This window comes from Methylobacterium sp. FF17, from assembly GCF_025813715.1.
Taxonomy (GTDB): domain Bacteria; phylum Pseudomonadota; class Alphaproteobacteria; order Rhizobiales; family Beijerinckiaceae; genus Methylobacterium; species Methylobacterium flocculans.
This window is the reverse complement of the sequence record NZ_CP107532.1, coordinates 4,704,297-4,716,923: the sequence shown is the minus strand read 5'-3', so window position 1 is coordinate 4,716,923 and position 12,627 is coordinate 4,704,297. Positions and strand designations below refer to the sequence as shown.

At 70.2% G+C, this 12,627-nt stretch carries 13 protein-coding genes; 9 read left to right on the top strand and 4 right to left on the bottom strand.

Translation table 11 applies throughout. The features are described 5' to 3' along the window. Nucleotides 1–22 precede the first annotated feature (22 nt). On the bottom strand, nucleotides 23–943 hold the full coding sequence (locus OF380_RS22595) for a LysR substrate-binding domain-containing protein (RefSeq protein WP_264047806.1): 921 nt from the start codon (nucleotides 941–943) through the stop codon (nucleotides 23–25). A 117-nt stretch (nucleotides 944–1,060) separates the two neighbouring features. Here OF380_RS22595 and OF380_RS22590 point away from each other — a divergent pair, with 117 nt between their 5' ends. After that, complete coding sequence (locus OF380_RS22590; protein ID WP_264047804.1) at nucleotides 1,061–1,450, top strand: tautomerase family protein; 390 nt, start codon at nucleotides 1,061–1,063, stop codon at nucleotides 1,448–1,450. A 10-nt stretch (nucleotides 1,451–1,460) separates the two neighbouring features. On the opposite strand, the gene OF380_RS22585 is transcribed toward OF380_RS22590, so the two are convergent. Further along, the gene (locus tag OF380_RS22585; protein ID WP_264047802.1) at nucleotides 1,461–2,486 is read right to left on the bottom strand and encodes an ABC transporter substrate-binding protein; all 1,026 of its coding nucleotides are present in this window, start codon (nucleotides 2,484–2,486) and stop codon (nucleotides 1,461–1,463) included. A gap of 341 nt (nucleotides 2,487–2,827) precedes the next feature. Between OF380_RS22585 and OF380_RS22580 the strand changes: the two genes are divergently transcribed. Next, on the top strand, nucleotides 2,828–3,235 hold the full coding sequence (locus OF380_RS22580) for a DUF3597 domain-containing protein (RefSeq protein ID WP_264047800.1): 408 nt from the start codon (nucleotides 2,828–2,830) through the stop codon (nucleotides 3,233–3,235). Nucleotides 3,236–3,490: 255 nt separating this feature from the next. Here OF380_RS22580 and OF380_RS22575 read toward each other — a convergent pair whose 3' ends face one another. Beyond that, nucleotides 3,491–4,381, bottom strand: coding sequence for an ATP-binding protein (locus OF380_RS22575; RefSeq protein WP_264047798.1), 891 nt, complete (start codon nucleotides 4,379–4,381; stop codon nucleotides 3,491–3,493). A gap of 242 nt (nucleotides 4,382–4,623) precedes the next feature. Here OF380_RS22575 and yajC point away from each other — a divergent pair, with 242 nt between their 5' ends. The 6 genes from yajC to OF380_RS22545 all read left to right on the top strand — a co-directional run bounded on the left by yajC (nucleotide 4,624) and on the right by OF380_RS22545 (nucleotide 9,454). After that, the gene (gene yajC / locus OF380_RS22570; RefSeq protein ID WP_264047797.1) at nucleotides 4,624–4,959 is read left to right on the top strand and encodes a preprotein translocase subunit YajC; all 336 of its coding nucleotides are present in this window, start codon (nucleotides 4,624–4,626) and stop codon (nucleotides 4,957–4,959) included. A gap of 76 nt (nucleotides 4,960–5,035) precedes the next feature. Beyond that, entirely contained in the window at nucleotides 5,036–6,643 is a 1,608-nt protein-coding gene (gene secD, locus OF380_RS22565) for a protein translocase subunit SecD (protein WP_264047795.1), read from the top strand. 74 nt (nucleotides 6,644–6,717) lie between these two features. After that, the gene (gene secF, locus OF380_RS22560) at nucleotides 6,718–7,665 is read left to right on the top strand and encodes a protein translocase subunit SecF (RefSeq protein ID WP_264047793.1); all 948 of its coding nucleotides are present in this window, start codon (nucleotides 6,718–6,720) and stop codon (nucleotides 7,663–7,665) included. Between the two features lie 6 nt (nucleotides 7,666–7,671). Next, entirely contained in the window at nucleotides 7,672–8,061 is a 390-nt protein-coding gene (locus tag OF380_RS22555; RefSeq protein WP_264047791.1) for an Mth938-like domain-containing protein, read from the top strand. 31 nt (nucleotides 8,062–8,092) lie between these two features. Further along, nucleotides 8,093–8,977, top strand: coding sequence for a phytoene/squalene synthase family protein (locus OF380_RS22550; RefSeq protein WP_264047789.1), 885 nt, complete (start codon nucleotides 8,093–8,095; stop codon nucleotides 8,975–8,977). Between the two features lie 102 nt (nucleotides 8,978–9,079). Further along, entirely contained in the window at nucleotides 9,080–9,454 is a 375-nt protein-coding gene (locus tag OF380_RS22545) for a VOC family protein (RefSeq protein WP_264047787.1), read from the top strand. A 125-nt stretch (nucleotides 9,455–9,579) separates the two neighbouring features. Here the strand turns inward: OF380_RS22545 and OF380_RS22540 are convergent, their stop codons facing one another. After that, nucleotides 9,580–10,503, bottom strand: coding sequence for a manganese catalase family protein (locus OF380_RS22540; protein ID WP_264047785.1), 924 nt, complete (start codon nucleotides 10,501–10,503; stop codon nucleotides 9,580–9,582). 255 nt (nucleotides 10,504–10,758) lie between these two features. Between OF380_RS22540 and OF380_RS22535 the strand changes: the two genes are divergently transcribed. Next, a complete protein-coding gene (locus OF380_RS22535) occupies nucleotides 10,759–12,447 on the top strand; it encodes an L-lactate permease (protein ID WP_264051447.1) in 1,689 nt (562 codons plus the stop codon). The last annotated feature ends 180 nt before the right edge of the window (nucleotides 12,448–12,627 follow it).

The window sequence follows — 12,627 nt, the reverse complement described above, 5'->3', positions numbered from 1 at the left end:
CGGCCGAGTGACTCCGGCCGCCTCAGGCGAACAGGGTCGGGGCCATCGCGGCCCGCAGCAGGTCCGCGAGGCGCTCGAGGGCCGGTGAGCGGCCCGTGCCGGAGGCCCGCAGCGACAGCCCGATCCGGGGCAGGGCCGGCAGGGTCGCGTCGCCCGCCGCGAGGGCGGCCAGATTCGCCGGCAGCCCGTGGGGCACCCGCAGACCGAGGCCGAGGCCGGCGGCCACCGCCGCCCAGAGGCCGGTCAGGCTCGGCGAGGTGAAGGCCACCCGCCAGGGAATCCCGGCCGCGTCGAGGGCCTGCAGGCCGGCCTGGCGGAACAGGCACGGCGCGGCGAAGGCCACCAGCGGCAGCGGTTCCCCGGGGTTACGCGCAAAGCCCGCGCGCGGCCCGATCCAGGCCATCGGCAGGTCGAGCCACGCCAGGGGCTGCGAGCCCGGCCACGCCGCGGGGGCCTGCGGGCTGTCCCGGACCAGGGCCGGGCTCTCCCAGACCAAGGCGAGGTCGAGGCGCCCGGCCGCGAGGCCCGCCAGCACGGCCCCGTTGGTGTCCACCAGCACCTCCACCCGCACGCCGGGATGCTGCTGCGCGAAGCGGCCGAGGAGGCCGGGCAGCCAGGTCTCGGCGAAATCCTGGGGCAGGCCGAGGCGCACGGGGCCGGAGAGGGCCGGTCCGTGCAGGGCGGCCAGGGTCTCGTCGTTGAGGGCGAGCAGGCGCCGGGCCGGGCCGAGGAGTGCTTCCCCGGCCTCGGTCAGGGCGAGGCCGCGGCCGGATTTCCGGGTCAGCGAACGGCCGGTCTGCGTCTCCAGCTTGCGCAGCTGCAGGCTGATCGCCGAGGGCGAGCGGTCCAGGCGCGCGGCGGCCTTGGCGAAGCTGCCGAGGTCGATCCCGGTGACGAAGCTGCGCAGGGCCTCGAGGTCGAGGGTGGCGGGCGGGGCGACCATTCGGTTTTCCCAAACGATCCGTTGGGATCTTCGCGATATTCGCGACGATGCTGCGCACCTAAGCCTGGGCTCGTCAACACGGCATCCCCGTGAACCGACCCTCTGGAGGCGCAGCCCATGCCGTTCGTTCGTGTCACCCTCGCCAGCCCGTCCCTGACGGAGCCCGCCCTCGCGGCCCTGCGGGCGGGCGTCACCCGCCTGATGGCCGGGACCCTGGCCAAGCGCGCCGATCTCACGGCGGTGCTGGTGGAGCGGGTGGCGCCGGGCGCCTGGAGCGTCGGGGCCGAGCCCGTGGACGTCGCCGCCCATCTCGCCGCCACGGTCACGGCGGGCAGCAACAGCCCGGCGCAGAAGGCGGATTTCATCGCCGCGGCGCACCGGCTGCTGGCCGAGACGCTCGGGGCGGGACTGCCCCTCGCCACCTACGTGGTGGTGGACGAGGTGCCGGCGGAGTCCTGGGGCTATGGCGGGCTGACCCAGGCGCGGCGCGCCCGGGACCGGGCCTGACCGAAGCGCCTCAGCGCTTCGTGGCGGCCTCGTAGTATTTCGGCTCGAACAGGCCCTCGAGGGGCACGTCCTTGTCGAGGGTGCCGATGGAGACCTGATAGGCCTGCATCTGCTTGGTGGCCTCGATGATGGCGCGCGGGTCGGCGGTGAACTTCGCGGCCGGCGAGGTGATGGCCCTGGTGATGGTGACCAGATCCGTGATGCCCTTGCCGAGCGCCGCCTCCACGGGCTTGGCCGCGCGGGCCGGATCGCTCTTCAGGAGCTCGGTGGCGCGCACCACGGCCTTCACCAGGCCCTCCACCGCGGCGGGGTTCTTGTCGGCGAAGGCGCCGAACACGCCCACCACCGTGCCCGGCTGGTCGGGGAACATCTCGCCGCCGGTGGCGATCAGCTTGATGGCGGGGTTGCGCATCTGCACGATGGTGAGCGCCGGCTCGCGGATCGAGGCGCCGTCGACGGCACCCGCCAGCATCGCCTGCTGCGTCGCGTCGATGCCCATGGCCACCACCTCGGCATTCGCCTTGTCGGCCTTGGCCACCTGCCAGAGCCAATGCTGCAGGGTGGTGTTGGGCACCGAGCCCGGCGGCTGCGTGGCGAGGCGGGCGGCCTTGCCCTCCTTGGCCCGGAACTTCGCGAAGGCCTCGGCCTTATTGGCGCCGTCGGCGAAGTAGGGCGCGAGCTTCGGGCCCGCCACGAACACCATCTCCTCGATGGCGGTGGAGGCCACCACCCGCACGTCGATGCCCTTGGTGCGGGCCACCGCCAGCGGCGCCACGCCCGCGACGTAGACGTCGATGGTGCCGGACGCGAGCGCCTGGATCATGTTCGGGCCGGATTCGAAGGTGGTGAAGGTGGGGGCGAGGCCCGCCTCCTTGAGCCAGCCCTCGCCGTTGGCCACGAAGACCGGCGCCGCGCCGATCACCGGGATGACGCCGATGCGCACGGGCACGGCGGTCTGCGCGGACGCCGGGCCGGCGGCGAGGAGGCCCGCGCAGGCGGCGAGGGCGGTGGCGAGGGCTCGGCGGGTCAGGCGCATCGGGCAGGTCCGGTGAGAGCAGGCTGGATCGCAGGGCGCGCGCGATGCGGGCGCCTGCGGCGGCGCGGTCGGGAAGCGGAGAGGTCGCGAGTGGCATGCACGGGGTTGCGACGCAAGAATGCACTCTCGCCCGCGTGATACCTCCGAGATCTTTGGCGTTTTCGTCTCCTGTTCGGAGAAGCGGGAGACGATTGTTCTCCGCCTCCAGGCCCTTGGGACCGTACAGCGCAGGATGAGGCGATCCGAACCATCTGCCCGCTCACGGGAACAGGGTGGGGTAAGTTCCGTTGTCACCCCGTCGCGGCACCGGCCGCCGACGTGAGATTGAGGGAACACCTGTTATGAGCCTCCTCGGCAGCATCGTCAGCAAGATCCTCCATCCCTTCGGCGGCGGAGACGCGCAGGCCAAGCCGGCCGATGCCCCGGCCCAGCCCTCGGCCGGTGGTTCGGACGCTCCCGCCTCGACCGGTACCGGTACCCCGGCGGGCGGTCCCGTCGATGTCGAGGCGGTGCTGAACGGCATGGCGGCGAAGAACGCGCAGTCCCTGAACTGGCGCACCTCCATCGTCGACCTGATGAAGCTCCTCGACCTCGATTCGAGCCTCACCGCCCGCAAGCAGCTCGCCGACGAGCTTCACTACACCGGTGACAAGGACGACTCGGCCTCAATGAACGTCTGGCTGCACAAGCAGGTCATCAAGAAGCTGGAAGAGAACGGCGGCAAGGTCCCGGCCGACCTCAAGGACTGATCTTTTTCGGAGGTTCGGCACGGCCTGAATCCGGGTCGCGCTCGCGGGGGCAGGGGACATCGTCCTCTGCCCCTTTTTCGTGTTGAGCCATGCCGATGCCGGTCCCAGCCATTTCGCCCTGATCGCCCAGCGGCGTGTGCATTCCCACGCCCCGCTTGCGGGGAGAGGGCTGCGACGACCCTGTCGTCGGCGTGGCAAGGCGGCAGCCGGGGGTGAGGGGGCGGTGCCGCAGGAGCCACGTCCAACGACGCCCCTTCACGCCTCCAGGCGCTGCCCCAGGCGTCCGGCCAAATCCTGGATGAACTGGAAGGCGGTGCGGCCCGAGCGCGAGCCGCGGGTGGTGGCCCATTCCAGCGCCTCGGCCCGCACTCGGTCGGGCTCGGCCCTGAGACCGTGGCGCTCAACGTAGGCGCGGATCATCGCCAGGTACTCGTCCTGGCTGCACTTGTGGAAGCCGAGCCAGAGGCCGAAGCGGTCGGACAGCGAGACCTTCTCCTCCACCGCCTCGCCCGGGTTGATCGCCGTGGAGCGCTCGTTCTCCACCATGTCGCGGGCCAGCAGGTGGCGCCGGTTCGAGGTGGCGTAGAACAGCACGTTCTCGGGGCGCCCCTCGATGCCGCCGTCGAGCGCCGTCTTCAGGGACTTGTACGAGGTGTCGTCCCCGTCGAAGGAGAGGTCGTCGCAGAAGACGATCCAGCGATGGGCGTCGCTCCGCAGCGTCGCCATCAGGTCGGGCAGGGCCTCGATGTCCTCGCGGTGGATCTCCACGAGCTTGAGGGGGAGGGTGCCCGCGGGGCGGGCCGCGTTGATCTCGGCATGCGCCGCCTTGACCAGCGACGACTTGCCCATGCCGCGCGCGCCCCAGAGCAGGGCGTTGTTGGCGGGCAGGCCGGCGGCGAAGCGCTGGGTGTTCTCCACCAGGGTGTCGCGGGCCCGGTCGATGCCGGTCAGGAGCCCGATCGCCACCCGGTTGACGCGGGCCACCGGGATCAGCCGGCGCTCCGGCCCCCACAGGAAGGCATCCGCCGCGGTGAGGTCCACGGGCGGGCGCGGTGCGGGGGCGGCGCGCTCCAGGGCGGCGGCGATCCGCTCCAGCACGGGCAGGAACGCCGCGAGGGCGGCCGGGTCGGCGGGCGTGGCGGTCATGGGCGGATCCTCGAACGCGGGGACAACGGAGCGTGCCGTCCTTTACGGCCCCGGGCGGCCGGCATGAACCCGGTAAATCGCCTCGCGGCCGGCGAAATCCGGACGGGCGGCCCATTCGCCCCACCCGGGCGGCGTTGCTTTCGACCTGCCCGTGGCTATAGTCCGCGCGCTTTTTGGCAAGCCCGGACGCCCCCTCGACCGAGGGTCTGGCGGCGCGGGCCGCATCCTTGAGGAGTCACCCGTTGATCACCCCCGCCTTCGCGCAAGGGGCCACCTCGGCCGCTGGCGGAGCGGACATCGCCTTGCAGGTGGTGCCGTTCGTCCTCATCTTCGTCATCATGTACTTCCTGATCCTCCGCCCGCAGCAGCGCCGCGTGAAGGAGCATCAGAACATGGTCAAGAACCTGCGCCGCGACGACACCGTCGTCACCACCGGCGGCATCGTCGGCCGCGTCACCAAGGTCGCCGACGAGGCCTCCGAGGTCGAGGTCGAGATCGCGCCCAACGTCCGCGTCAAGGTCGTGCGCACCATGATCTCCGAGGTCCGCGTCAAGGGCGCCCCGGTCAAGGCCGCCTGAACGGCGCGCGCGAAGAGGCCGGTGTCCGCACCGGCCGCATAACGACAAGACCGACTTCAAGGGACGGACCCGGCGGATGCTGCGCTTTTCGAGAACCAAGATCGTCACGACGCTGGCCGTCATCCTGATCGGCCTCAGCCTCGCCGTGCCGAGCTTCTTCTCGGCCGAGCAGCGCAAGGGCTTCATGGCCTCCCTGCCGGGCTGGTTCCCGAGCTGGATCGTGCCGCAGCGTGCCATCGTGCTCGGCCTCGACCTCCAGGGCGGCTCGCAGCTCCTGCTCGAGGTCGACCAGGGCGAGCTCGTGGCCTCGCAGGCCAAGGGCCTGCGCGACGACGTCCGCCGCATCCTCCAGCAGGAGAGCGTGCGGGCCGAAGGCGGCATCCAGCTGCTCCAGCGCGGCGTCCAGGTCCGGGTGACGGACGCGGCCGCCCGCGCCAAGCTGCTGCCGAAGCTGCGCGAACTCGCCCAGCCCATCGCCAATCCCCTCGTCGGCCAGGGCGGCGGGCGCACCCTCGACATCGCCGAGCAGCCCGACGGGCTCGTGCGCATGACGCTGACGGATGCGGGCATCACCGAGCGCACCCGCCGGGCCGTGAGCCAGGGCATCGAGGTCATCCGCCGCCGCCTCGATTCCACCGGCACCACCGAGCCCTCGATTCAGCAGCAGGGCGCCGACCGCATCCTGATCCAGGTGCCGGGCGAGCAGAACCCGGAGCGCCTGGAGAAGCTGCTCGGCTCCACCGCCAAGCTCGAGTTCCGCATGCTGGCGGATTCGCCCTCCGGCGACGTCGACCTCCTGCCGTCCCGCGACGAGAAGGGCGCCCGCGTGCCCGTCGAGCGCCGGATCATGGCCGATGGCGGCGACCTCACCGACGCCCAGCCGGCCTTCGACCATCAGACCCAGGAGCCGATGGTCAGCTTCAAGTTCAACCTGAAGGGCGCCCAGCGCTTCGGCCAGGCGACCTCGGAGAATGTCGGCCGCCGCATGGCGATCGTCCTCGACAACGAGGTGGTCTCGGCGCCCCGCATCAACACGCCGATCACCGGCGGCTCCGGCCAGATCACCGGCAACTTCACCGTGGCCCAGGCCAACGACCTCTCGGTGCTGCTGCGCGCCGGCGCGCTGCCGGCGAAGTTCACGGTGGTCGAGCGCCGCGTCGTCGGTCCGGGCCTCGGCCGCGACTCCATCGAGGCGGGCAAGATGGCGACCCTGGTGGCCGGCGCCCTCGTCGTCGTCTTCATGTTCGCCACCTACGGGGTGTTCGGCTTCTTCGCCAACATCGCCCTCATCGTCCATGTGGGCCTCATCCTCGGCCTGATGTCGGTGCTGGAGGCGACCATGACCCTGCCGGGCATCGCCGGCATCGCGCTCACCATCGGCACGGCGGTGGATTCCAACGTGCTGATCTACGAGCGCGTGCGCGAGGAGGTGCGGGCGGGCCGCTCCATCGTCTCCTCGCTCCAGGCGGGCTTCGACAAGGCCTTCGCCACCATCATCGACTCGAACTCGACCATGGCGATCGCCGCCCTGATCCTGTTCTTCCTCGGCTCGGGGCCCGTGAAGGGCTTCGCCGTGGTGTTCATCCTCGGCATCCTCACGACGGTCATCACCGCCGTGACGCTGACCCGCATGATGATCGCCCTGTGGTACAACATGGCCCGGCCCAAAGCCCTGCCGTTCTAGTCGCCGGCCCTGCCGTCATTCCGGACGACCGGCCCTCGCGGCCGGCGTCGCGGAGGAGAGTTTCGAGACCGATCATGCGCCTGCTCCGCCTCTGGCCCGACGAGTCGCACGTCGACTTCATGCGCTTCCGGCGCTTCACCTTTCCGCTCTCGGCCTTCATGTCGGTGGCGACCGTGGTGCTGTTCCTCACCGTCGGGCTGAACTTCGGCATCGACTTCAAGGGCGGCACCCTGGTGGAGCTCCAGGCGAAGTCGAAGACGGCGGATGTCGGGGCCGTGCGCCATACGGCGAACGCCTTCGGCTTCGGCGAGACCGAAGTGCAGGAACTCGGCGGCGAGGGCACCATCCTCGTGCGCTTCCCCCTGCAGCCGGGCGAGCAGGGCCAGACGGCGGTGATGCAGAAGGCGCACGCCGCCTTCGACGCCGATTACGAGTTCCGCCGCACCGAGACGGTCGGCCCCCGCGTCTCGGGCGAACTCGTGCAGTCCGGCACCATCGGCGTCGTGCTCTCGGTGCTCGCGGTGCTGTTCTACCTGTGGTTCCGCTTCGAGCGGGAGCTGGCGCTCGGCGCCATCGTGGGCACGCTCCACGACATCGTGCTGACGCTCGGCGTCTTCGTCATCACCCGCATCGAGTTCAACATGACCTCGATCGCCGCGATCCTTACCATCGTGGGCTACTCCCTCAACGAGACCGTGGTGGTGTTCGACCGGACCCGCGAGCTCATGCGGCGCTACAAGACGATTCCCACCGTCGAACTCCTCAACCTGTCGATCAACTCCACCATGTCGCGTACGGTGATGACGGCGACCTCCGCCTTCCTGTCGCTGCTGGCCCTGGTGCTGTTCGGCGGCGAGGCGATCAAGGGCTTCGCCATCGTGATGCTGGCCGGCGTCGTGATCTGCACCTACTCGGCGATCTTCGTCTCGACCCCGGTGCTGATCTATCTCGGCCTGATGCTCTCCGGCGTGAAGGCGCAGGCGCGCCCCACCGGCGGGCGCGTGCCCCAGGCGGCGGAGTAGGGAGCCATGGCGTCCACCGGCAGCCTGCATGACGGCTTCGTTCCCGGGCGCCACCTCATCGACGCCTACGGCAACGGCGGCTTCCGCTTCGCCGAGATGTCGCATCGCGGCTCGATCCTGGTGACGCCGTCCGGCGTCCGGGCCTGGGACGTCACCGAGCCGCGCGGCATCGACCGCGCGGCGTTGCGCCCCGTCCTCGCCGAGGCGGGGGCGGTGGAACTCCTCCTCGTCGGAACCGGGCTCGAGATCGCGCCTTTCCCCGATGCCCTCCGGCGCTGGCTCAAGGAGGGCGGCATCGGCCTCGACGTGATGCAGACGGGCGCGGCGGCGCGCACCTACAACATCCTCATGGCGGAGAACCGCAAGGTCGCCGCCGCCCTGATCGCGGTCGCATGACGGAGTCACGGGTCTTGAGGGAATCCTGGACATGACGGAATCCGAGACCCGGACCGGTCGGACCGAGGGCAGCCTCGCCTTCGCCTTCCAGCATTGCGAGGCCCTGGTGCGGGAGGGCGACCCCGACCGCTACTTCGCCACCCTGTTCGCCCCCGCGAGCGCCCGGCCCCACCTCTTCGCACTCATCGCCTTCAGCCTCACCATCGCGCGGGTCCGCGAGGCGGCCTCGAACCCGATGGCCGGCGAGATCCGCCTGCAATGGTGGCGCGACGCCCTCCAGGGCGAGGCGCGGGGCGACGTGAAGGCCAACCCCGTGGCCGCCGCGCTGGACGACGCCATCGTGGCGCGCAAGCTCGGGCGCCAGCCCTTCGTCGACCTCATCGATGCCCGCGTCTTCGACCTCTACGAGGACCCGATGCCCCGGGTGAACGACCTCGAAGGCTATTGCGGCGAGACCGTCTCGGCGCTGATCCGCCTCGGCGCCCTCGTCCTCTGCGACGGGGTCGAGCCCGGGGGCGCGGCGGCGGCCGGCCATGCCGGCGTCGCCTACGGCGTCACCGGCCTCCTGCGGGCGCTGCCCTGGCACGCCCGCGCGGGCCAGGTCTACCTGCCGGCCGACATCCTGAAATCCTACGGCGTCACCCGCGAGGACATCGTCACCGGGCGCGGCGGGCCGGGCCTGCTCGGCGCGACCGCCGACCTGCGGGCGCTCGCCCGCCGCCACCTCAAGGCCTACGAGGCGGCCCGCGCCACCATCGCGCCGGCCGCGCGCCCCGCCTTCCTGCCCGTGGCGCTGGTGGAGCCCTACCTCGCCGCGATGGAGCGGCCGGGCTACGACCCGCTGAACACCGTCGTCGAGATGCCGCGCTGGCGCCGGCTCTGGCGCCTGTGGCGGGCGTCGCGGGGCGCGTTCTAGGGGACCGGACGTGCCGACGCGCGCCGGGGCTTCCGAACGGCGCACCTCAAAAGGGCTGCCGTGCGCGGCGGTCACGTGCTGCCCCTGTTGCGGAGAGACACCATGTTCACCCACGTCATGATCGGCAGCAACGACCTGGAGCAGGCCCGGCGCTTCTACGATGCCACGTTCGTCGCGCTGGGCGGCGAGCCCGGCGAGATGGATGCCAGGGGCCGGCTGATCTACGCCTACGCGGGCGGTCGGCTGATGATCACGACACCCATCGACGGCCAGCCGGCGACCGCCGCCAACGGCGGGACCATCGGTCTCGCCGCGACCAGCCGCGATCACGTTCTGGCGTGGCATGAGGCCGGCACCGCGCATGGGGGCATGGCGATCGAGAGCCCGCCCGCGGAGCGTCCGAACGGGGCCTTCGTCGCGTATCTTCGCGACCCGGATGGAAACAAGCTCACCGCGCGGACTTCGCCGGCGCAGTGACGCGGGCAGTGGTGCGGGCCGGCGTGGGAGTTGACCACGCCAGCCGGATCGAACGCCGGCCCGCACGCAAACGAAAAGGCGGCCCCCGAAGGAGCCGCCCCTGAATCAGGCCGGAGACGAGCGCCTCAGCGGGCCTTCTTCGTCAGCTTCGCGGCGATCTCGAACATCTCCTCCGGGGCGTAGTCCGGGGTGAAGGCGGAGGGGACGCCGGTGAGCTGGTGGATCTTGCCGCCGTCGGGCATGCCCTCGACCACGGTGAGCTCGCCCGGCGGGTCGCCCGGAAGCGCCACCTCGCCGTTGCCCCAGATCCCGGCCATCTCTTTGTAGTCGCTCGGGCTGAAGGTGTAGAGCCGGCGGTGCGAGCCCTCCTGCAGGTATTTCTGGCACTCCGGGATCTTGTCGAGGTTGATGTTCGGGGTCGGCAGGAACTTCTCGATCTCCACGCCGGTGATCTTCTTGAGCGCCAGGGCGTAGGCGTGGGCGTGGACGGAACCGCGCACGAGCAGGTAGCCACAGACTTCGCGGCCGGTCGGATCGGTCAGGGTCTCGTAGACGCGAAGCTTATGCAGGCGCGCGCCGCATTCGAGATGGAAGTTGTGCAGCAGATCGACCACCACGTTGCCGGTGGTGGTGATGAAATCGTTGTTCCAGGAAGCGCCGTTGGAATTGACCGGGGTCACGCCGCCGCCGTTGGACAGGAAGGCCGCCGCGAGGCGAATGTCCTTCATGTCCTCGAAGGGCGCGCCCGAGATGTCGCCGCCATCCTGGGTGTCGCCGTCGTTGTCGGGGCCGTTGTTGAGCATCGCGACGCCGTTGCTGACGAGCTCGACATGGCCGAGTTCCTCGGCCGTGATCGCGGCCACCAGGCTATAAAACGGGCGCAGCTTAGACTTGCTACGGAAGTTGAAGCTCTGGAACATGTAGTTCCCCAGCGTCGACATCTCGCCATACTTGCCGCCGAGCAGTTCCTGCAGGGCCGCGGCGGCATTGGGATCTTTGCGCTTCGGCGCGGGAAGCTCGGCTTGGAGTTGGTCGACGCGCATGAACATAGGGTTGTACTCCGGAGAGGTCAGAAGGATCGTCCGGCAGGGAACGGGTCGCAGGGAGTCATGTTCCGGCCCTGTGCGCCGATCACGCAAGGGACTTCGGCCCGGCGCACCGCCCGTGGAGCGGAGGCCGCCCTGCAACACCCTCTGAATACATGATTAACCGCGTTGAGCCGCCCTTACGGCTCTGCTAGCAACGCAACAAGGCCCGGCGTGAGATCGGGCTCGACCCGGAGGAGTACGGCGCCCGTGAATACAATCACCACTTGGAATCAGGTCTACGACCCGTTCGGGAATGCCTGGCTCTCTACCCTGGCGGCCTCGCTGCCGGTCATCGCCCTGCTTGGCATGATCGCGAGCGGCAAGGTGCAGGCCCATATCGCCGCCGTACTCTCCCTGGTGTTGGCCTTCTGCGTCGCCGTCTTCCTGTTCGGCATGCCGGGTGATCTCGCCCTGCGCGCCTCCGGCTACGGCATCGCGCTCGGCCTGTTCCCCATCGGTTGGATCATCCTCAACGTCATCTTCCTCTACCGCCTGACGGTGGAGAAGGGCTGGTTCGCCACGCTGCAGCAATCGGTGGCGGGCATCACCACGGACCGGCGGCTCCAGCTCCTGCTCGTGGCCTTCGCCTTCGGCGCCTTCTTCGAGGGCGCGGGCGGCTTCGGCACCCCGGTGGCGGTGACGGGCGCCATCCTGATCGGCCTCGGCTTCTCGCCGCTCGCCGCCTCCGGCCTCTCGCTCATCGCCAACACCGCGCCGGTGGCCTACGGAGCGCTCGGCGCGCCCATCCAGGGCCTCGCCTCGGTGACGGGCTACGACCCCTACATCCTCGGCGCGATGATCGGCCGGCAGCTGCCGTTCTTCTCCGTGCTGGTGCCGTTCTGGCTCATCTGGGTGTTCGCCGGCTTTCGCGGCATGCTCCAGATCTGGCCCGCCATCCTCGTCTGCGGCGGTTCGTTCGCACTCGCCCAGTTCGGCATCTCGAACTACGTCAACCCGTGGATCGTCGACATCGGCGCCGCCCTCGTCTCCATGGGCGCCCTGGTGCTGTTCCTGAAGTACTGGCGCCCGGCCACGATCTGGACCTCGCCGGCTCTGCGCGGCAACGACCCGTCGCTCGGCTACGTCACCGCCAAGGGCGGCGCGATGCCCACCCCCGCCGGTGCCCGCACCGCCTCGAGCCGCGAGATCCTGATGGCCTGGGTGCCGTGGATCATCCTCTCGGTGATCGTGGCGATCTGGGGCACGGGCTGGTTCAAGGCCATCGTCAACCCGATCTTCACCTGGCGCTACGAGGTGCCGGGCCTGCACAACGTCATCATGAAGGTGCCGCCGGTGGTGGCGACCGCCCATCCGGAAGCCGCCGTCTTCGCCTTCACCTACATGTCCTACACCGGCACCGGCGTGCTCTTGGCGGCGCTCCTCTCCGGCCTGATCATGCGGTTCTCGCCGTGGCGGCTGGTGACGGCCTATCTCGAGACGATCTGGGTGCTGCGCTACTCGCTCATCACCATCGCGGCGATGCTGGCGCTCGGCGTGCTCACCCGCTACGCGGGCGTCGATGCCACCCTCGGCCTGGCGTTTGCCGGAACCGGCATCCTCTATCCGTTCTTCGGCACCCTGCTCGGCTGGCTCGGCGTCGCGCTGACGGGATCGGACACGGCCTCGAACGTGCTCTTCGGCGGACTCCAGAAGATCACCTCGGAGCAGCTCGGCCTCTCGGGCATCCTCATGGCCTCGGCGAACTCGTCGGGCGGCGTGATGGGCAAGATGATCGACGCCCAGTCGATCGTCGTCGCCTCCACCGCCACCGGCTATTTCGGCCAGGAGAGCAAGATCCTGCGCTTCGTGTTCTGGCACTCCATCGTGCTCGCCTGCCTCGTCGGCGTGCTCGTGATGCTACAGGCCTACGTCTACCCGTTCACCGCGATGGTCATCCACCCGTAAGGGCCGCCTGATCGACAGGCTGACGACATCGGCCCGCCCCGGCACCACCGGGGCGGGCCTTTTCGTGTCCACGTCTTCCGCTCCAAGTCTTCCGGCTCGGGGTTCCCGACCCGGTGTCCGGTCCGTGCGCCGGACAGTTCATCCGGATCCTTCGGGCTCTGTCGCTGTCGCGGCGCCGCT